We start from the raw sequence: 20,116 nt of genomic DNA on the forward strand, positions 1-20,116 counted from the left end.
GAAGTTCGGGGCCGTTTCCGTTTTGTCCATGGTCAAATGCTCGATGCTGCGCTAAAAGCGCTCTATGCAATCATCAACGCGCATCAGAGGGGCAGTAGTTGCAGCGCTGCTGGGTCTGTCCGCCGCCCTCGCGGGGCCGGGCAGCGCTCAGGCGGCGGACCCGGCCGAACCCGTCGGCACGACGGTCGGTGACCTCACCGGCTTCACGGCCGACGGGCCCGTGTACCGGCTGAGTGCGGGGACCGCGAAGGCCCGCGTCAGCTTCGTGTCCGAGGAGACCTTCCGTATCGAACTCGCCCCGGACGGGACCTTCGAGGATCCCGCGGGCGATGCCATCGTCCTGCCGCAGGGCACCGGGCCCCGCACGCGGTGGAAGGAGCGCAGCGACCGCTACGACCTCTCCACGGGCGATGTCACCCTGCGTGTCTACAAGTCGCCTCTGCGGTTCGCCCTGTACCGGGCCGACGGCAGCCAGGTCTGGTCCGAGGCGAAAGGGCTGAGCTGGGACGGCGAGAAGACCACCCAGACCCTGGCACGCGGCGCCGACGAGCAGTTCTACGGCGCCGGCATGCAGAACGGCCGCGGCAACACCTCGCACCGGGACGAGACCGTCGAGGTCGGCGTCGACTACAACTGGGACGACGGCGGGCACCCCAACTCGGTGCCGTTCTACCTCTCGTCGGCCGGCTACGGCGTCTTCCGCAACACCTTCGCGCCGGGCACCTACGCCTTCACCGAGCCGGTGACCACGACCGAGCAGGAACGGCGTTTCGACGCCTACTACTTCGCGGGCGACAGCGCCAAGGACGTCATCGGCCAGTACACGAAGCTGACCGGCAAGCCCTTCCTGCCCCCGGTGTACGGGCTGGAGATCGGCGACGCCGACTGCTACCTGCACAACGCCAACCGCGGTGAGCGGCACACCCTGGACGCCCTCGGGGTCGCCGACGGCTACGTCGAGAACGACATGCCGAACGGCTGGATGCTCGTCAACGACGGCTACGGCTGCGGCTACGAGGACCTGGCGGAGACCGCCGAGGGCCTCCGGGACCGCGGCACGCAGCTCGGGCTGTGGACCGAGGACGGCATCGACAAGCTCGGTGACCAGGTCAAGGCGGGCCAGCGGGTCGCCAAGCTCGACGTGGCCTGGGTCGGCGAGGGATACAAGTTCGCCCTCGACGGCTGCAAGGACGCCTACAAGGGCATCGAGGACAACAGCGACGCCCGTGGCTTCACGTACGCCCCCGAGAGCTGGTCGGGCGCACAGCGCTGCGGTGTCCAGTGGTCCGGCGACCAGTACGGCACCTGGGACTACATCCGCTGGCAGATCCCGACCTACGCGGGCGCCACGATGTCCGGCCTCGCCTACACCACGGGCGACGTCGACGGCATCTTCGGCGGCAGCGCCAAGACGTACACCCGTGACCTCCAGTGGAAGATGTTCCTGGGCACCACGATGACGATGGACGGCTGGGCGGCCAGCGACAAGCAGCCCTTCCGCTACGGGGAGCCGTACACCTCGGTCAACCGCGACTACCTGAAGCTCAAGGAGTCGCTGCTGCCCTACCAGTACTCCTACGCCCACGAGGCGACGAAGACCGGTGTCGGCATGGTGCGCCCGCTGGTGCTGGAGTACCCGGACGACCCGAAGGCGGCGACGGACGCCGCGAAATACGAGTTCATGTCCGGCGAGGACTTCCTCGTCGCCCCCGTCTACGAGGACAGCACCGAGCGCGACGGCATCTATCTGCCCGAGGGCACCTGGACCGACTACTGGAGCGGACGGACGTACGAGGGGCCGGTCACCGTCGACGACTACGACGCTCCGCTCGACACCCTGCCTCTCTTCGTCAAGGGCGGTGCCACCGTGCCGATGTGGCCGGGCATCCGCTCCTACCAGGACCGCACCGCCACCTCCCCGCTCGCCTGGGACATCTACCCGCAGGGCCGTTCGTCCTTCACGCTGTACGAGGACGACGGCGTGACCCGGCAGCACCGCGACGGCGCCTACGCCACGCAGACCGCCGATGTCCGGGCGCCGGCCGAGGGCGCGGGCGACGTCACCGTGAACATCGGTGAGAGCAAGGGGAAGTTCACCGGGAAGCAGAGCAGCCGCCCGTACGAGTTCAGCGTGCACACCGGCTCCGCGCCGAGCGCGGTGAAGCTCGCCGGCAAGCTGCCCCGCCTGGACTCCGCCGCCGCCTTCGCCGAGGCGGAGCAGGGCTGGTGGTACGACCGCGACGACCGGGGCGGCGTGGTGAAGATCAAGACCGTACCGCTGTCCACGGGCAAGAAGTTCTCGGTGAAGCTGGAGAACACCAGCGCGGTCGGCGGTCGTGCCGCCGCGGCGACCGCTGCGCTCTCCGCGCCGCAGGGGCAGGAAGTGGGCGCCGGGGCGACGGGTACCGTCGCCGTCGACGTCACCGCGGGCACGGCCGATGTGACCGACGCCGTGGTCTCGCTCGACGTCCCCGAGGGCTGGCGGGCCGCGCCGGCCGCGGCCGTGGACCGGATCCCGGCGGGCACCACCCGGCGGGTCGAGGTGCAGGTCACCCCGGCGAAGGACGCCAAGGCGGGGGAGACCCGGATCACGGCGCTCACGCGCTACCGGTCGGCGGGCGAGTCCCGCACGGTGCTCCAGCGCTTCGCCACAGCCGTGATGCCGGCGCCACCCACCGGTGAGGCCTGGGCGAGCGACCTGGAGTGGCTGACCTCCACCAACGGGTACGGGCCCGCGGAGCGCGACCGCAGCAACGGCGAATCGGGCGGTGCGGACGGGCACCCGCTGACCCTGGCAGGGAAGGTCTACGAGAAGGGGATCGGCACGCACGCCGACTCCGACATCGAGGTCTACCTCGGCGGACAGTGTTCGAAGTTCACCGCTGATGCCGGGATCGACGACGAGATCAACGGCTACGGCGAGGTGGCCTTCTCCGTCGAGGCGGACGGCAAGGTGCTGTGGACCTCGTCCAAGGTGACCGGGGCGTCGGCGACGGTACCGGTCGACGTGCCGCTCGACGGAGCGCGGCATGTGCGTCTGAAGGTCACGGACACCAACGGGTCCAAGACCGGCGACCACGGGGACTGGGGCGCGGCGCGCTTCGTCTGTTCCTGAATGGTCGCGGCGACACAGGGGAGCCGGGCGGGTTGGCACCCGCCCGGCTCCACGCTGCCCGGATCAGTCCTCCGAGGAGTCGTCCGACGGGTCCTCCGACGAATCCGGCGGGGTGCCGCTGCCAGTCCCGCCCGCCGCCCCGGGGCCGGTCTCCGGCCGGGGAGGCTTCGGCGGCCTGGTCCGGCCGCTCGACGGGTCCCGGAGATACGAGCTCTCGCCGCTCTCCGTGGCGTGCCCGCCCGGTCCCTGGCCGGGCCCGGGATCCCGGCGCCGCAGATAACGCTCGAACTCCCGGGCGATGGCCTCGCCGCTCGCCTCGGGCAGCTCCGCGGTGTCCCGGGCTTCCTCCAGCGTCTGCACGTACTCCGCCACTTCGCTGTCCTCGGCGGCCAGCTGGTCGACCCCGAGCTGCCAGGCGCGTGCGTCCTCGGGCAGTTCACCCAGTGGAATGCGCAGCCCGATGAGGTCCTCCAGGCGGTTCAGCAGCGCCAGGGTGGCTTTCGGGTTGGGCGGCTGCGAGACATAGTGCGGCACCGCCGCCCACAGACTCACCGCGGGCACGCCGGCGTGCGTACAAGCCTCCTGGAGGATGCCGACGATGCCGGTCGGACCCTCGTACTTGGTCTCTTCCAGGTCCATGGTGCGCGCCAGATCCGGATCGGACGTGACACCGCTGACCGGCACCGGCCGGGTGTGCGGGGTGTCGCCCAGCAGTGCGCCGAGCACCACCACCATCTCGACGCCCAGCTCATGGGCGAATCCCAGGATCTCGTTGCAGAACGACCGCCAGCGCATCGACGGTTCGATGCCCCGGACCAGGACGAGATCCCGGGGCTTGTCGCCGCCGATGCGGACCACGGAGAGCCGGGTGGTGGGCCAAGTGATCTTGCGCACCCCACCGTCCAGCCAGACCGTGGGGCGGTTGACCTGGAAGTCGTAGTAGTCCTCGGCGTCCAGCGCCGCGAACACCTCGCCCTTCCACTCCCGGTCCAGATGTGCGACCGCCGTGGAGGCGGCGTCACCGGCGTCGTTCCACCCCTCGAACGCGGCCACCATGACCGGGTCGATCAGCTCGGGAACCCCCTCGAGCTCGATCACCCAGGCCTCCTTCCGAAGTTCCCTTGCGTACGGGACAACCTTACGGCTTCCGGCCACTCCCGCCGCAGCCCTTGCGCACGGTCGGGTGAACCCGGCCGGCAGCAGCACATCACGTCCCGGAGCAGAGCATCCGTACCGCTATACATCCGAGCTGTGTGGGGTCAGTTTCCGCTCAACCCTGGACGTTGGGACCTTCAGGGCGCTATACATCGGATGACCAGAGCAGAGGTCCGATGTTATTTCCCCTGGGGGCGCACATGAGTCAGACCGTCACGGATTTCGAGGTCCACGACATCCGTTTTCCGACCTCGGAACAACTGGACGGCTCGGACGCCATGAACCCCGACCCCGACTACTCGGCCGCCTATGTCGTGCTCCGTACTGACGCCGCGGACGAGGACGGCGGCGGTATCGAGGGGCATGGCTTCTGTTTCACCATCGGGCGCGGCAACGAGGTGATGGCGGCCGCCATCGAGGCGCTGCGGCCCTACCTGACGGGGCGTCCTGTGCCGCGGACCGCGGCCGACCTCGGTGAGCTGTACCGGGAACTCACCCATGATTCGCAACTGCGCTGGCTGGGCCCCGAGAAGGGCGTGATGCACATGGCCGCCGGCGCGGTCCTGAACGCCGCCTGGGACCTGGCGGCCAAGCACGCGGGCAGACCCGTCTGGCAGTTCCTGGCCGGGATGACACCGGAGGAGCTCGTCTCCCTCGTCGACTTCCGCTACCTCACCGACGCCCTCACCCCCGAGGAGGCGCTCGCGATCCTGCGCGCCGCCGAGCCCGGCCGGGCCGAGCGCGCGGAGCGGCTGCGCGCCGAGGGGTACCCGGCCTACACCACCTCGCCCGGCTGGCTCGGCTACTCCGACGACAAGCTGGTCAGGCTGGCGAAGGAGGCCGTGGCCGACGGCTTCACCCAGATCAAGCTGAAGGTCGGCGGCGACGTGGGCGACGACGTCCGCAGGCTCGCGCTCGCGCGGGAGGCCGTCGGCACCGGCGTACGGATCGCGGTCGACGCCAACCAGCGCTGGGACGTCGCCGACGCGGTGGAGTGGATGACCGCGCTCGCGCCGTACGACCCGCACTGGATCGAGGAGCCGACCAGCCCCGACGACGTCCTCGGCCACGCCGCCGTGCGCGCCGGGCAGCCGGTCAAGGTAGCCACCGGCGAACACGTCGCCAACCGCGTCGTGTTCAAGCAGCTGCTCCAGGCCGGAGCCGTCGACTTCGTCCAGATCGACGCGGCCCGCGTCGCCGGGGTCAACGAGAACCTGGCGATCCTGCTGCTCGCCGCCAAATTCGGTGTGCCGGTCTGTCCGCACGCGGGCGGCGTCGGACTGTGCGAGCTGGTCCAGCACCTCTCGATGTTCGACTACGTGGCGGTCTCCGGCACCTGGGAGGACCGGGTGATCGAGTACGTCGACCACCTCCACGAACACTTCGTCGACCCCACCGTGATCAAGGCCGGGCGGTACACCGCTCCGGCGACGCCGGGCTTCTCCGCCCGGATGCACCCCGAATCGATCGCCGCACACCGCTACCCGGAGGGCCCCGTGTGGCAGGCCCGCCGCACCGACGAGGAGGACAGCCGATGACCGGCACACGCGACTTCGAGGGGATGAACGCTCTGGTGACGGGTGGTGCCTCCGGCATCGGGGCCGCCGTCGCGACCATGCTGCTGGAGCGCGGGGCCCGTGTCGCGGTCCTCGACCGGGACACGGCGGGGGCGCCCGAGGGTGCCCTCGCCGTCGAGGCCGATGTCACCGACGACGCGGCCGTCCGCGCGGCCGTCGACCGCGCCGCCGCCGAACTGGGCTCCCTGCACACGCTCGTGTCCAACGCGGGCATCGGATCCATCGGCAGCGTGGAGGACAACGACGACGACGAGTGGACCCGGGTCCTGGACGTCAACGTGCTCGGCATGGTCCGCACCGCCCGGCACGCGCTGCCGCACCTGCGCCGCGCCGCGGTGACGCGTCCCGGAGCCGTCTCGATCACCCATACCTGCTCGATCGCCGCGACCGCGGGGCTGCCGCAGCGCGCCCTGTACAGCGCGAGCAAGGGCGCCGTCCTGTCCCTGACGCTGGCCATGGCCGCCGACCACGTCCGCGAGGGTGTCCGCGTCAACTGCGTCAACCCGGGAACCGCGGAGACACCGTGGATCGGCCGGCTCCTCGGCCGGGCCGACGACCCGGCCGCCGAACGCGCGGCCCTCAACGCCCGGCAGCCGCTGGGCCGGCTGGTCTCCGCCGACGAGGTGGCCGCCGCGATCGTGTACCTCGCCGGCCCCGGCGCCGCCTCCGTGACGGGCACGGCACTGGCCGTCGACGGCGGAATGCAGGGCCTGCGCCTGCGCCCCGCCGGCAGCTGACCCGGGACGCGCGGCCCGGACCGGGACGGCCGGACCGCACCTCTCACAGCATCCGCACCACCTGTACCACGCACCCCCGCAATGCCATCAGATCCTTCGAGCCGGTACTCCACAAAGGAACGGGACACCCATGAGAGTGCGTACGACGAGTGCGGCCGCCTGCGCCGTACTGCTGGCCGTCACTGCCCTGGCGGGCTGCAACCGCGAATCATCGGACGGGGGCGCGGGCAACGAGAAGATCGGCATCGACCTGCCGCGCAGCGACAGCGACTTCTGGAACTCCTACCAGAACTACGTCGAGAAGGGGGTGAAGGACGGCGAGGTCAGAACGCTGCCGCTGACCAACTCCCAGAACGACATCGGCAAGCTCGTCGCCAACGTCCAGACCTTCACCGACCAGGGTGCCAAGGCCGTGGTGATGGCTCCTCAGGACACGGGCGCGATAACCGAGTCGCTCAACACGCTGAACGAGAAGAAGATCCCCGTCATCAGCGTCGACACCCGCCCGGACAAGGGCAACATCTACATGGTGGTGCGGGCCGACAACAAGGCTTACGGGACGAACGCCTGCAAGTACCTCGGCGAGCAGCTGAAGGGCAAGGGCAAGGTCGTCGAGTTCCAGGGCGACCTGTCCTCGATCAACGGCCGCGACCGGTCCGAGGCGTTCAAGGCCTGCATGGACAAGGACTTCCCGGGCATCAAGGTGTTCGAGCTCGCCACCGACTGGAAGGGCGACGTCGCCTCCGCCAAGCTCCAGTCCACCCTGGCCGCGCACCCCGACATCAACGGCATCTACATGCAGGCCGGCGGCGTCTTCCTGCAGCCCACTCTCGCGCTGCTGGAGCAGAAGAAGCTGCTGAAGCCGGCGGGTGCCCCGGGACACATCACGATCATCTCCAACGACGGCATCCCGGAGGAGTTCGACGCCATCAAGGCCGGGAAGATCGACGCGACGATCTCCCAGCCCGCCGACCTGTACGCGAAGTACGCGCTGTACTACGCCAAGGCGGCCCTGGACGGGAAGACCTTCAAGGAGGGCCCCACCGACCACGACTCGAACATCATCAAGATCCCGAACGGCTTCGAGGACCAGCTTCCCGCGCCCCTGGTGACGAAGGAGAACGTCGACGACCCGAAGCTGTGGGCCAACCAGCTGGAGAAGAAGAGCTAGTCATGGACCTGGCACCACCACCTGCCGTACAGGCGGAAGGCGTCGTCAAGCGCTTCGGGCCGACCGTGGCGCTCGACGGGGTGAAGCTCACGGTCCAGCCCGGTGAGTCACACGCACTCGTCGGGCGCAACGGCGCGGGCAAGTCGACGCTGGTCAGCGTACTGACCGGACTTCACAGGGCGGACGCGGGCACGGTCGCCTTCGGCGGGGAACCCGCGCCCGCCTTCGGGGACACCACGGCCTGGCAGTCGAAGGTCGCCTGCGTCTACCAGAAGTCCATGGTCGTCCCCGATCTGACCGTCGCCGAGAACCTCTTCCTCAACCGGTTCGACGACAAGGCCCGCTGGATCAGCTGGGGGAAGCTGCGCAAACGGGCGGAGCAGCTCCTGGCCGACTACGGCGTCCAGGTCGACCCCGACACCCGGGCGCGCGATCTCGGTGTCGAGCAGCGGCAGTTCGTGGAGATCGCCCGCGCGCTGTCCTTCGGCGCCCGGCTGATCATCCTCGACGAGCCGACCGCCCAGCTCGACGCCCGCGGCATCGGCCGGCTCTTCGACAAGCTCCGGGAACTGCAGGACCAGGGGGTGGCGTTCCTCTTCATCTCCCACCACCTGCAGGAGGTGTACGAGCTGTGCACGGCCGTCACCGTCTACCGCGACGCCCGCCACGTCCTGACCGCCCCGGTCGCCGACGTCGCGAAGGACGATCTGGTGTCGGCGATGACGGGGGAGAAGTCCGGTGGCGCCGTCGCCTGGCACGCGTCCGGCACGGCCACACCGGCCGGCTCGACCACGGAGCCCGTCCTGAGCGTCCGGGGGCTCAACCTGAAGGGCTGGTTCGAACCCGTCGACCTCCAGGTGCACCCCGGTGAGGTGCTCGGCCTGGCCGGATCCGCCGCCAGCGGCAACACCGCACTGGGCGAGGTGCTGGCCGGCATGCGCAAGGCGGACGGCGGCACGGTCCTGGTGCACGGCACGGCCGTGCGTCCGGGAAGCGTGCCGCACGCGCTGGACGCCGGGATCGGCTACATCCCCGAGGACCGGCACGCCCAGGGCCTCGTCCTCGGGCGCAGCGTCGCCGAGAACGCCACCCTCACGGTCACCGACCAGCTCGGCCCGTGGGGGACGGTTCTGCCCTCCCGTACCAGGGAGTTCGCCCGGGCCATGATCAGCTCGCTCGACATCAAGACCCAGGGGCCCGAGCAGCCCGTCTCCGGGCTCTCCGGCGGCAACCAGCAGAAGGTGGTGGTCGCCCGCGCACTGGCTCGCAGGCCCAGCGTGCTGGTGGCGGTCCGGCCCACCGCGGGCGTGGACATCAAGTCCAAGGACTCGCTGCTCGGGGTCGTACGGCAGGTCGCCGACGGGGGTGACGCCGCAGTGATCATCTCCGACGAACTGGACGACCTACGGGTCTGTGACCGCGTACTCGCCCTGTTCCACGGACGTGTGGTCGAGACATTCGCAAGCGGGTGGGCCGACGGAGAACTCGTCGCCGCCATGGAAGGTGTGGGGGAAAGGGAATGACCGGCACGGTACGGCCCCCGGCGGCCGAAGACATCGACAGCGCGCTGAAGGGCCCGCTCGCGGGCGACAGCCCGCTGAACCGGCTGAAGCTGATCCGGTGGAGCGACTTCTCTCTGGTGCCGGTGATCCTGGTGCTGATGGTGATCGGCTTCATCGTCTCGCCGGCGTTCCTCACCTCCTCCAACCTGATCGGAGTCGTACAGCAGTCCTCCGAGCTGAGCCTGCTGGTTCTCGGCCAGGCGCTCATCCTGATCTGCGGACGGATGGACCTGTCACTGGAGTCGACGATCGGCATTGCCCCCGTCGTCGCGATGTGGCTGGTGCTGCCCAGCGAGGACGGCCGCTTCGCCGGCCTCGGACTGCTTCCCACCTGGTCGGCGATCCCGCTCTGCCTGCTCGTGGGTCTCGCCATCGGCGCCGTCAACGGCTTCCTGATGCTGAAGGTCCGGGTCAACGGCTTCATCGCCACCCTCGGCATGCTGACGATGCTGCGCGGGCTCCACGTCGGTATCACCGAAGGCAAGTCCATCACCGACGTCCCGGAGTCCTTCCGCTACCTCGGAAAGACCTCCTGGTTCGGTGTGCCCGCGGCGGTCTGGATCTGCCTGGTCCTGTTCGCGATCGGCGGTACGGTCCTGGCCTGGCTGCGTCACGGGCGTTCGCTGTACGCCATCGGAGGCAACCCGGAAGCGGCACGCGCGGCCGGCATCCGGGTCGACCGGGTCACCTGGATCGTGCTGGGCGTGGCTGGTCTGCTCGCGGCGTTCGCCGGTGTTCTCTACACCGGTCACTACGGGGCGGTCTCGGCGACCCAGGGCAACGGCTGGATCTTCCAGGTGTTCGCCGCGGCCGTGATCGGCGGCATCAGCCTCAAGGGCGGGCGCGGCACGCTGTTCGGCGCGCTGACCGGCGTACTGACGCTGCAACTGGTCGTCAACGTGATGACGCTCGGCGGTGTCCCGGCGCTGTGGAACCAGTTCCTGAACGGCGCCATCATCATCCTGGCCCTCGTCATCTCCCGCTACGCGAGCGGCGAGAAGCAGGACTGAACCTCTCGGTTCACTCACGCCGGACGGGCCACTCCAGCCCGTCCGGCGTTTGAGGACCGGGGTCCGGGGCGGAGCCCCGGTAGGCCCCGCCCCGGGGCTAGAGCGTCGACCGCAGCCACTGCTCCACGCTCGCCACATGCACCGTGGCCCAGGCCCGCGCGGCCTCCGCGTCACGGTCCCGCAGCGCCGAGACGATCGCCCGGTGCTCGTGGAGCGTGCGGCTCACCGCGTCCTCCTGGGTCAGACCGCGCCAGACCCGTGCCCGGGTCGTGGGCCCGGAAAGGCCGTCGAGCAGCGAGCAGAGCACCGAGTTGCCGGAGGACTGCACGATGCCGCGGTGGAACTCCAGGTCGCAGGCCACCAGCTCCTCGACCGAGGGGCGCTCGCCCAGCGCGTCCAGCTGGGCGCTCAGCACGTCCAGCTGCTCCTCGCTGATCCGGGTCGCCGCCATCGCGGTCGCGGCCGGTTCCAGGATCCGGCGGACCGCCAGGAACTCCAGGACCGTGTCGTCGCGGTGGAAATCCACGACGAAGCTCAGTGCCTCGAGCAGCAGCTGGGGATCGAGGCTGGTGACGTACGTGCCGTCGCCCTGGCGCACATCGAGGATGCGGATCAGCGACAGGGCACGTACCGCCTCCCGCAGCGAGTTGCGGGACAGGCCGAGCTCCGCGGCGAGTTCGCTCTCCTTGGGGAGACGATCGCCGGGCCGTAGCGCACCCGAGACGATCATTCCCTTGATCTTCTCGATGGCCTCGTCAGTGACAGCCATGGGCGACCTCCAGACATCCGATGTATCGGCCCATTATGCGTCCCCGGAGAGGGCGGGTGCGCCCTTCGGGACCGACCTGTGCCCTTCCTGTTCCTCGAAGCCGCACCGTTTCGCCCGGTTCCGTGCGGCAGAGTCCGAAACAGCCCTTTGTGACCCGGCACACACGAACGGGGGCGGCGTCCCCCCGGACGCCGCCCCCGTTCGCGCGTGTCAGCTCCTGCGGTCGTCCAGCACCGCCTCGACGCCTGCCCGGATCTCGTCCGACGCCAGACCCCGGATCGTCAGCGTCGTCCGGCGCCGCAGCACGTCGTCCGCGGTCTCGGCCCACTCGTGGTCGCGCGCGTAGGCGACCTGCGCCCAGATCTCCGGGGCGTCGGGATGGATGCGCTCGGCGAGCGCCGGGCTCTCGTTGGCCAGCCGGGCGATGTCGAAGGCCAGCGAACCGTAGTGGGTGGCCAGGTGCCGCGCCGTGTCGGCCGACATCCGCGGGCCCGGCGTACCGCCGTCGACCAGCAGCCGGTGCGCCACCGCGTTCGGGTTGGCGATGCCGGGCAGCGGGAGCTTCCTCGGCAGCCGGGCCATCGGCTCCATGTCCTCTGCGAGGGGGTGCCCGGGGAGCGCGGCCAGCTTGTTCATCACGGTGCGGCCGATGTGGCGGAAGGTCGTCCACTTGCCGCCCGCGACCGACAGCATCCCGCCGCGGCCCTCGGTCACCACGGTCTCGCGCTTGGCCTTCGACGTGTCGCCGGGGCCGCCCGGCAGCACCCGCAGCCCCGCGAAGGAGTACGTGATCAGATCGCGCGACAACTGCTGGTCCTTGATCGAGAACGCCGCCTCGTCCAGGATCTGCGCGGTGTCCTTCTCGGTCACCGCGACGTCCGCCGGGTCGCCCTCGTACTCCTCGTCCGTCGTACCGAGCAGCAGCATGTCCTCCCACGGCAGGGCGAACGTGATGCGGTACTTGTCGATCGGCGTGGCCAGCGCGGCCTTCCAGGGGCGGGTGCGCTTGAGCACCAGGTGCGCGCCCTTGGACAGGCGTATGGAGGGAGCCGCGTTCGGGTCCTCCATCTTCCGCAGGTGGTCGACCCACGGACCCGTGGCGTTCAGCACCAGCCGTGCGGTGACGCCGAACTCGGTGCCGTCCGTACGGTCCTGCAGGTCCGCTCCTGTCACCCGGCCCCGCGTGAACCGCAGCCCGGTGACCGCCGCGTGGTTGAGGACGGTCGCTCCCGCCTCGACTGCGGCGCGGACCGTCATCAGCGCCATCCGCGCGTCGTTCATCTGGTCGTCGCCGTACACCGCGACGGCCCTCAGGTTGTCCGTACGCAGCTCCGGCACATCGCGCTGCGCCTTCGCCGGGCTGATCACATGGCCGACACCGTCACCGAAGGCGGACAGCGCCGAGTAGGCGAACACACCGGCGCCGAGCTTCGCCGCGCCGTGCGGCCCGCCCTTGTACACGGGGAGGTAGAAGGTGAGCGGATTGGCCAGGTGCGGGGCCACCTGACGTGATACCGCACGGCGCTCGAAGTGGTTCTCCGCGACCAGCTTCACGGCGCCGGTCTGCAGGTAGCGCAGACCGCCGTGGAGCAGCTTGGAGGAGGCGGAGGAGGTGGCGCCGGCGAAGTCGCCGGCGTCCACCAGGGCCACCCGCAGCCCGGACTGCGCGGCGTGCCAGGCAGTGGAGATGCCCAGGATGCCGCCACCGATCACCAGGAGGTCGTACGTCGCCTTGGAGAGCTGCTCCCGAGTCTCGGCACGGCTCGGGAGGGAGCCGGAGGCCGGGTGCGTCCCGAGGGCGGGGACGCTCTGCAGGGTGGTCATGTTGTCTACTCCTCGTCGTCCAGCCAGCCCATGGTCCGTTCCACGGCCTTGAGCCAGCTCTTGTACTCGCGGTCGCGGGTGTCCGCGTCCATGCGGGGGGTCCACTCGGCGGCCCGGCGCCAGTTGGCGCGCAGCGCGTCGGTGTCGGGCCAGAAGCCGACGGCCAGGCCGGCGGCGTAGGCGGCGCCGAGGCAGGTGGTCTCGGCGACCATCGGGCGCACCACGGGGGCGTCCAGGAAGTCGGCGAGGGTCTGCATCAGCAGGTTGTTGGAGGTCATGCCGCCGTCGACCTTGAGCGCGGTCAGCTCGACGCCGGAGTCCTTGGTCATGGCGTCGCTGATCTCGCGGGTCTGCCAGGCGGTCGCCTCCAGTACGGCACGGGCGATGTGCGCCTTGGTGACGTAGCGGGTGAGACCGGCGATGACGCCGCGGGCGTCGGGGCGCCAGTACGGGGCGAAGAGGCCGGAGAAGGCCGGCACGAAGTACGCGCCGCCGTTGTCCTCGACCGACGAGGCCAGGGTCTCGATCTCGGCCGCGGACTGGATCAGGCCCATCTGGTCGCGCATCCACTGCACCAGCGAACCGGTGACGGCGATCGAGCCCTCCAGGGCGTAGACCGGCTTCTTGTCGCCGATCTGGTAGCCGACCGTGGTCAGCAGCCCGTTGTAGGAGTTGACGGGCGTCTCGCCGGTGTTCAGCAGCATGAAGGTGCCGGTGCCGTACGTGGACTTGGCCTCGCCCTCGGCGAAACACGTCTGGCCGAACAGCGCGGCCTGCTGGTCACCGAGCGCGGAGGCCACCGGCACGCCGTCGAGCACACCGCCCTTGGCGTTGCCGTAGACCTCGGCCGAGGACCGGATCTCGGGCAGCACGGCCGGCGGGATGTTCATGGACGTGAGGATCTTGTCGTCCCACGCCATGGTGTGCAGGTTCATCAGGAGCGTGCGCGAGGCGTTGGTGACGTCGGTGACGTGGACGCCGCCCTCGGTGCCGCCGGTCAGGTTCCAGATGACCCAGGAGTCCATGGTGCCGAAGAGGATGTCGCCGCGCTCGGCGCGCTCGCGCAGCCCCTCGACGTTGTCGAGCAGCCAGCGGACCTTGGGGCCGGCGAAGTACGAGGCGAGCGGCAGCCCGGTCTCGCGGCGGAAGCGGTCCTGGCCCACGTTGCGGCCGAGCTCCTTGCAGAGCGCGTCGGTGCGGGTGTCCTGCCAGACGAGGGCGTTGTGGACGGGCTCACCGGTGTGCTTGTCCCAGAGCAGCGTGGTCTCGCGCTGGTTGGTGATGCCGATCGCCTTCACGTCGGCGGCGGTGATGCCGGCCTTGACGATGGCGCTCGCCACGACCTCCTGGACGTTCTCCCAGATCTCGGTCGCGTCGTGCTCGACCCAGCCCGGCTTCGGGAAGATCTGCTCGTGCTCCTTCTGGTCGACGGAGACGATCCGGCCGTCCTTGTCGAAGACGATGCAGCGGCTGGAGGTGGTGCCCTGGTCGATGGCCGCGATGAACGGCCCGGTGCCGTGGGTGCCGGTGGTGTGTGCGTCGGTCACGGTGTGCTCCCGGAAGTCTGTGTGGTCTTGGGGGTGACGGCTCTGGGCCCTGTGGCTCACGCGAAGGCGAGGTTGTAGAGCCCGCCCGCGATCGCGCCGCCGACGAGGGGGCCGACGACGGGGATCCAGGCGTAGCCCCAGTCGGATCCGCCCTTGTTCGGCAGCGGAAGCAGCGCGTGCACGATACGCGGACCGAGGTCGCGAACCGGGTTGATCGCGTAACCCGTCGGGCCGCCGAGCGAAAGACCGATGGACACGACCACCAGAGAGGTGATCAGGGCGCCGAGCGTGCCGAGGCCGTTGCCGTCGTTGTTGAGACCCTGCGTGAGGATCGCCAGGACCAGCACGACCGTGGCGATGATCTCGGTGGTGACGTTCTGTACGGCGTTACGGATCTCGGGACCCGTGGAGAACACGCCGAGCACCGGACCGGCCTTGGGGGCGGCGGCCTTGTCGACCATGCCCTCCTCACCCGTATGGGCGCTCAGGACCTCCGGATCGGTGAGGTGGGCCCGGAACTGTCCGTAGTAGACCAGCCAGCACAGCACGGCGCCGATCATCGCGCCGAACAGCTGGGAGACGAGATAGAGCGGTACGTCGCTCCACTTGGTGCCGCCCTCGATCGCGAGGCCGATGGTGACAGCCGGGTTGAGGTGCGCGCCGGAGACGCCGCCGACGAGATAGGCGCCGGTCAGCACCGCGAAGCCCCACCCGAAGGTGATGGCGAGCCAGCCGGCGTTCTGTGCCTTCGAGTGCTTGAGCGTGACGGCGGCACAGACACCGGCGCCGAGCAGGATGAGTACGGCGGTACCGATGGTCTCGCCGATGAAGATGTCGGAGCTGGACACCCGCGACTCCTTTGTCCTTCGTCCAGGGAAGCCGAACCCCGGGTCCCTCCGGTGGTCCGCGCCCTCGTGTGAGGGCGTTGCCGGCCTTGGCTCTGCCACACCCTAACGCGTATTTGCGTTAAGCGTTCGACAATGCCGACCGGTGAACGGCAGTGTTTCTCTCAGGTGAATGAGGCGTCAAGGGTTGTGTGTCCTATAACTCGATCGTTACCGAGGGCCCCGCGGGGAGGTCAGAAGCGCCTGGCGCCCAGATCCCGGGAGACCGCGCGGGCGCAGTCCCGTACCGCCGCCACCAGCTCCGGCCGCAGCTCGCCGTCCGCGCACACCCGTTCCACGGCACCGGTCACGGCCACGGCCCCCACCGGCATCCGGCGTCGGTCGTGGATCGGGGCGGCCACCGCGGCCACGCCCTCCCAGGTCTCCTCCACGTCCGCCGCCCAGCCCCGTGCGCGGATCAGGTCGAGCATCGACTCGAACTCCTCCGGGTCGGTGACCGTGCGGGGCGTGAAGGACTGCCGCTCCGCCTCCAGGGCCTCCGTGTGGGCGACCGGGTCGTAGGCCGACAGGACCTTGCCCAGCGCCGTGGAGTGCAGTGGCTGCATGGCCCCGACCTCCAGGACCTGACGGCTGTCGTCGGGCCGGAAGACGTGGTGGACGATCAGTACGCCCTGCTGGTGCAGGACGCCGAGGTGGGTGCTCTCGCCGCTGGAGCGGGCCAGGTCGTCCGTCCAGACCAGGGCGCGGGCCCGCAGCTCATGGACGTCCAGATAGCTGTTGCCCAGGCGCAGCAGCTCGGCCCCCAGCTGATAGCGGCCGGACGCCGCGTCCTGCTCGACGAAACCCTCGTGCTGGAGCGTGCGCAGGATGCCGTGCGCGGTGCCCTTGGCCAGGTCCAGGGAGGAGGCGATGTCGGACAGTCCCAGCCGCCGCTCGCCGCCCGCCAGCAGACGCAGCATCGCGGCTGCCCGCTCCAGGGACTGGATGTTCTTGGCCATCGCGCCGTACTCCTCCACCTCGTTCGACAATGCTGAACACTATCGGTCGATGTCGACCCATGCTCGATCGCCAGGGAATTCTGCGGCACCCCGACACCCCGGACGACCGCCTGAACAGCATGCAGTCCGATTCGTGGGACAGAGTGACGGCTCAGGACGCCGCCCGGCTACCCTGGCCGGGTGCGCCTTCCGCCGAAGCCGCAAAGCCGACAGCCGTCGCATTCCAGGGAGTACATCCATGGCCTCGTTGCCGACCCCTTCCGCCGACAGCCGGAACCGAGCCGCAGCCCTCCGTGAGGCGCTCGCCACCCGAGTCGTGGTGGCCGACGGTGCCATGGGCACCATGCTCCAGGCGCAGGACCCCACCCTCGAGGACTTCGAGAACCTCGAAGGCTGCAACGAGATCCTGAACCTCACGCGCCCCGACATCGTGCGCTCGGTGCACGAGGAGTACTTCGCCGTCGGCGTGGACTGCGTGGAGACGAACACCTTCGGCGCGAACCACTCGGCGGCCAACGAGTACGAGATCGCTGACCGGATCGTCGAACTGTCCGAGGCGGGCGCGCGCATCGCCCGCGAGGTCGCCGACGAGTTCACCGCGAAGGACGGCCGCCAGCGCTGGGTCCTCGGCTCGGTGGGTCCCGGCACCAAGCTGCCTTCGCTCGGTCACATCGCGTACGACGTGCTGCGGGACGGCTACCAGCAGAACGCCGAGGGCCTGCTCGCCGGCGGCGCGGACGCCCTGATCGTGGAGACCACGCAGGACCTGCTGCAGACCAAGTCCAGCCTCATCGGCGCGCGCCGGGCGATGGACGCCCTGGGCATCGACGTGCCGCTGATCTGCTCGCTCGCCTTCGAGACGACCGGCGTCATGCTGCTCGGTTCGGAGATCGGCGCCGCCCTGACCGCCCTGGAGCCGCTGGGCATCGACCTGATCGGGCTGAACTGCTCGACGGGCCCGGACGAGATGAGCGAGCACCTGCGCTATCTGGCCCAGCACTCGCGTACACCGCTGATGTGCATGCCCAATGCGGGCCTGCCCGTGCTGACCAAGGACGGGGCGCACTTCCCGCTCGGCCCCGAGGGGCTGGCGGACGCGCAGGAAACCTTCGTCACCGACTACGGCCTGTCCCTGGTCGGTGGCTGCTGCGGCACGACGCCCGAGCACCTGCGCCAGGTCGTCGAGCGAGCCCGCGATCTCACCCCCGCGGTCCGCGACCCGCGCCCCGAGCCCGGCGCCGCCTCGCTCTACCAGACCGTGCCGTTCCGCCAGGACACCTCGTACCTCGCGATCGGTGAGCGTACGAACGCCAACGGGTCGAAGAAGTTCCGCGAGGCCATGCTGGAGGCCCGCTGGGACGACTGCGTGGAGATGGCCCGCGACCAGATCCGCGAGGGCGCGCACATGCTCGACCTCTGCGTCGACTACGTGGGCCGCGACGGTGTCGCCGACATGAAGGAGCTGGCCGGACGGTTCGCCACGGCCTCCACCCTGCCGATCGTGCTGGACTCCACGGAACTGCCCGTGCTGCGGGCCGGCCTGGAGAAGCTCGGCGGGCGCGCGGTCCTGAACTCGGTGAACTACGAGGACGGCGACGGCCCCGAGTCGCGCTTCGTCCAGGTCACCCGGCTCGCCGCCGAGCACGGCGCCGCGCTGATCGCCCTGACGATCGACGAGGAGGGCCAGGCCCGGACCGCCGAGCACAAGGTCGCCATCGCGGAGCGGCTCATCGAGGACCTCACCGGCAACTGGGGCATCAATGAGTCGGACATCCTCATCGACTGCCTCACCTTCACCATCTGCACCGGGCAGGAGGAGTCCCGCAAGGACGGCATCGCCACCATCGAGGCCATCCGCGAGCTGAAGAAGCGCCACCCCGACGTCCAGACGACGCTGGGCCTGTCGAACATCTCCTTCGGCCTCAACCCGGCCGCCCGCGTCGTCCTGAACTCCGTCTTCCTCGACGAGTGCGTCAAGGCCGGTCTCGACTCCGCGATCGTGCACGCGTCGAAGATCCTTCCGATCGCCCGCCTGGACGAGGAGCAGGTCAAGGTCGCCCACGACCTGGTCTACGACCGCCGCGCCGAGGGCTATGACCCGTTGCAGCGGCTCATGGAGCTGTTCGAGGGCGTCAACATGAAGTCGATGAAGGAGGGCAAGGCCGAGGAACTCCTCGCCCTGCCGCTCGACGAGCGCCTCCAGCGCCGGATCATCGACGGCGAGAAGAAGGGCCTGGAGGCCGACCTCGACGAGGCCCTGCAGACCCGTCCGGCTCTGGACATCGTCAACGACACCCTGCTGGAAGGCATGAAGGTCGTCGGCGAGCTCTTCGGCTCCGGCCAGATGCAACTGCCGTTCGTGCTCCAGTCCGCCGAGGTCATGAAGGCCGCGGTGGCCCACCTGGAACCGCACATGGAGAAGTCCGACGCGGAGGGCAAGGGCACCATCGTGCTGGCCACCGTCCGCGGCGACGTCCACGACATCGGCAAGAACCTCGTCGACATCATCCTGTCCAACAACGGCTACAACGTCGTCAACATCGGCATCAAGCAGCCCGTCTCCGCGATCCTGGAAGCCGCCGACGAGCACAGGGCCGATGTCATCGGCATGTCCGGTCTCCTGGTCAAGTCGACCGTGATCATGAAGGAGAACCTCCAGGAGCTCAACCAGCGCAAGCTGGCCGCCGAGTACCCGGTCATCCTGGGCGGCGCCGCCCTGACCCGCGCCTACGTCGAACAGGACCTCCACGAGATCTACGAGGGCGAGGTCCGCTACGCCCGCGACGCCTTCGAGGGGCTGCGCCTCATGGACGCGCTCATCGGGGTCAAACGCGGTGTTCCGGGTGCCGTACTCCCCGAGCTGAAGCAGCGCCGTGTACCCAAGCGCGACACCGCCGTGACGGAGGCGGAGGAGCCGGAGGAGGGGGTCCGCTCCGACGTCGCAGTCGACAACCCCGTTCCCACCCCGCCGTTCTGGGGGAGCCGGGTCGTCAAGGGCATCCAGCTCAAGGAATACGCGTCCTGGCTGGACGAGGGCGCCCTCTTCAAGGGGCAGTGGGGCCTCAAGCAGGCCCGGGCCGGTGACGGACCCACGTACGAGGAGCTGGTCGAGACCGAGGGCCGCCCGCACCTGCGCGGCTGGCTCGACAAGCTGCACACCGAGAACCTCCTGGAAGCCGCCGTCGTCTACGGCTACTACCCCTGCGTCTCCAAGGGCGATGACCTGATCCTGCTGCACGAGGACGGCTCGGAGCGCACCCGCTTCACCTTCCCGCGCCAGCGCCGCGGCCGCCGTCTCTGCCTCGCGGACTTCTTCCGCCCCGAGGAGTCCGGCGAGACGGACGTCATCGGCCTCCAGGTCGTCACGGTCGGCTCGAAGATCGGCGGCGAGACCGCCAAGCTCTTCGAAGCCAACTCCTACCGCGACTACCTGGAGCTGCACGGCCTGTCCGTCCAGCTCGCCGAGGCCCTCGCCGAGTACTGGCACGCCCGGGTCCGCTCCGAGCTCGGCTTCGCGGGCGACGACCCGGCCGAGGTCGAGGACATGTTCGCGCTCAAGTACCGAGGCGCCCGGTTCTCCCTCGGTTACGGTGCGTGCCCGGACCTGGAGGACCGTGCGAAGATCGCCGACCTGCTCCAGCCGGAGCGGATCGGGGTTCACCTGTCCGAGGAGTTCCAGCTCCACCCGGAGCAGTCGACCGACGCGATCGTCATCCACCACCCCGAAGCCAAGTACTTCAACGCGCGGTAAGGCTCCGTTCCACGCGCGGTAGCAGCACGAGTCGTACACTGGTCGGTCCAGTGCA

At 69.7% G+C, this 20,116-nt stretch carries 13 protein-coding genes; 7 read left to right on the plus strand and 6 right to left on the minus strand.

Going from position 1 to position 20,116, the window contains the following annotated elements:
• Positions 1–64 precede the first annotated feature (64 nt).
• Positions 65–3,115, plus strand: a complete 3,051-nt coding sequence (locus tag ABZ434_RS16210; protein ID WP_359136128.1) for an NPCBM/NEW2 domain-containing protein — start codon at positions 65–67, stop codon at positions 3,113–3,115.
• 63 nt (positions 3,116–3,178) lie between these two features.
• Here ABZ434_RS16210 and ABZ434_RS16215 read toward each other — a convergent pair whose 3' ends face one another.
• A complete protein-coding gene (locus ABZ434_RS16215) occupies positions 3,179–4,213 on the minus strand; it encodes a PAC2 family protein (RefSeq protein WP_359136131.1) in 1,035 nt (344 codons plus the stop codon).
• A gap of 257 nt (positions 4,214–4,470) precedes the next feature.
• Here ABZ434_RS16215 and ABZ434_RS16220 point away from each other — a divergent pair, with 257 nt between their 5' ends.
• From ABZ434_RS16220 to ABZ434_RS16240, 5 genes are all read left to right on the plus strand, one after another.
• A complete protein-coding gene (locus ABZ434_RS16220) occupies positions 4,471–5,808 on the plus strand; it encodes an L-fuconate dehydratase (protein ID WP_359136133.1) in 1,338 nt (445 codons plus the stop codon).
• The gene (locus ABZ434_RS16225; protein ID WP_359136136.1) at positions 5,805–6,584 is read left to right on the plus strand and encodes an SDR family oxidoreductase; all 780 of its coding nucleotides are present in this window, start codon (positions 5,805–5,807) and stop codon (positions 6,582–6,584) included. Before ABZ434_RS16220 ends, ABZ434_RS16225 begins: the two co-directional genes overlap by 4 nt.
• Positions 6,585–6,714: 130 nt before the next feature.
• Entirely contained in the window at positions 6,715–7,755 is a 1,041-nt protein-coding gene (locus ABZ434_RS16230; RefSeq protein WP_359136139.1) for a sugar ABC transporter substrate-binding protein, read from the plus strand.
• A 2-nt stretch (positions 7,756–7,757) separates the two neighbouring features.
• Complete coding sequence (locus ABZ434_RS16235; RefSeq protein ID WP_359136142.1) at positions 7,758–9,278, plus strand: sugar ABC transporter ATP-binding protein; 1,521 nt, start codon at positions 7,758–7,760, stop codon at positions 9,276–9,278.
• A complete protein-coding gene (locus tag ABZ434_RS16240; RefSeq protein ID WP_359136145.1) occupies positions 9,275–10,327 on the plus strand; it encodes an ABC transporter permease in 1,053 nt (350 codons plus the stop codon). Before ABZ434_RS16235 ends, ABZ434_RS16240 begins: the two co-directional genes overlap by 4 nt.
• Before the next feature lie 97 nt (positions 10,328–10,424).
• Here the strand turns inward: ABZ434_RS16240 and ABZ434_RS16245 are convergent, their stop codons facing one another.
• The 5 genes from ABZ434_RS16245 to ABZ434_RS16265 all read right to left on the minus strand — a co-directional run bounded on the left by ABZ434_RS16245 (position 10,425) and on the right by ABZ434_RS16265 (position 16,328).
• Positions 10,425–11,096, minus strand: coding sequence for a FadR/GntR family transcriptional regulator (locus ABZ434_RS16245; protein ID WP_359136148.1), 672 nt, complete (start codon positions 11,094–11,096; stop codon positions 10,425–10,427).
• A 210-nt stretch (positions 11,097–11,306) separates the two neighbouring features.
• A complete protein-coding gene (locus ABZ434_RS16250) occupies positions 11,307–12,920 on the minus strand; it encodes a glycerol-3-phosphate dehydrogenase/oxidase (RefSeq protein WP_359136151.1) in 1,614 nt (537 codons plus the stop codon).
• A gap of 5 nt (positions 12,921–12,925) precedes the next feature.
• Positions 12,926–14,467 (minus strand): glycerol kinase GlpK, encoded by a 1,542-nt coding sequence (gene glpK, locus ABZ434_RS16255; protein ID WP_359136154.1) that lies wholly within the window; start codon positions 14,465–14,467, stop codon positions 12,926–12,928.
• A gap of 56 nt (positions 14,468–14,523) precedes the next feature.
• Positions 14,524–15,315 (minus strand): MIP/aquaporin family protein, encoded by a 792-nt coding sequence (locus tag ABZ434_RS16260; RefSeq protein WP_359136157.1) that lies wholly within the window; start codon positions 15,313–15,315, stop codon positions 14,524–14,526.
• A 230-nt stretch (positions 15,316–15,545) separates the two neighbouring features.
• Entirely contained in the window at positions 15,546–16,328 is a 783-nt protein-coding gene (locus ABZ434_RS16265; RefSeq protein WP_359136206.1) for an IclR family transcriptional regulator, read from the minus strand.
• Positions 16,329–16,548: 220 nt separating this feature from the next.
• Between ABZ434_RS16265 and metH the strand changes: the two genes are divergently transcribed.
• Positions 16,549–20,061 (plus strand): methionine synthase, encoded by a 3,513-nt coding sequence (metH, locus tag ABZ434_RS16270; protein ID WP_359136161.1) that lies wholly within the window; start codon positions 16,549–16,551, stop codon positions 20,059–20,061.
• Positions 20,062–20,116: the final 55 nt, after the last annotated feature.

Origin of the sequence: Streptomyces sp. NPDC005761, from assembly GCF_040630635.1 — a bacterium.
Taxonomy (GTDB): Bacteria; Actinomycetota; Actinomycetes; order Streptomycetales; family Streptomycetaceae; genus Streptomyces.

Bases quoted from the DNA above. Each gene is read 5' to 3' on its own strand.
- ABZ434_RS16210 (WP_359136128.1), top strand. From the start codon at position 65: ATGCAATCATCAACGCGCATCAGAGGGGCAGTAGTTGCAGCGCTGCTG.
- ABZ434_RS16220 (WP_359136133.1), top strand. From the start codon at position 4,471: ATGAGTCAGACCGTCACGGATTTCGAGGTCCACGACATCCGTTTTCCG.
- ABZ434_RS16225 (WP_359136136.1), top strand. From the start codon at position 5,805: ATGACCGGCACACGCGACTTCGAGGGGATGAACGCTCTGGTGACGGGT.
- ABZ434_RS16230 (WP_359136139.1), top strand. From the start codon at position 6,715: ATGAGAGTGCGTACGACGAGTGCGGCCGCCTGCGCCGTACTGCTGGCC.
- ABZ434_RS16235 (WP_359136142.1), top strand. From the start codon at position 7,758: ATGGACCTGGCACCACCACCTGCCGTACAGGCGGAAGGCGTCGTCAAG.
- ABZ434_RS16240 (WP_359136145.1), top strand. From the start codon at position 9,275: ATGACCGGCACGGTACGGCCCCCGGCGGCCGAAGACATCGACAGCGCG.
- ABZ434_RS16245 (WP_359136148.1), bottom strand. From the start codon at position 11,096: ATGGCTGTCACTGACGAGGCCATCGAGAAGATCAAGGGAATGATCGTC.
- ABZ434_RS16250 (WP_359136151.1), bottom strand. From the start codon at position 12,920: ATGACCACCCTGCAGAGCGTCCCCGCCCTCGGGACGCACCCGGCCTCC.
- metH (WP_359136161.1), top strand. From the start codon at position 16,549: ATGGCCTCGTTGCCGACCCCTTCCGCCGACAGCCGGAACCGAGCCGCA.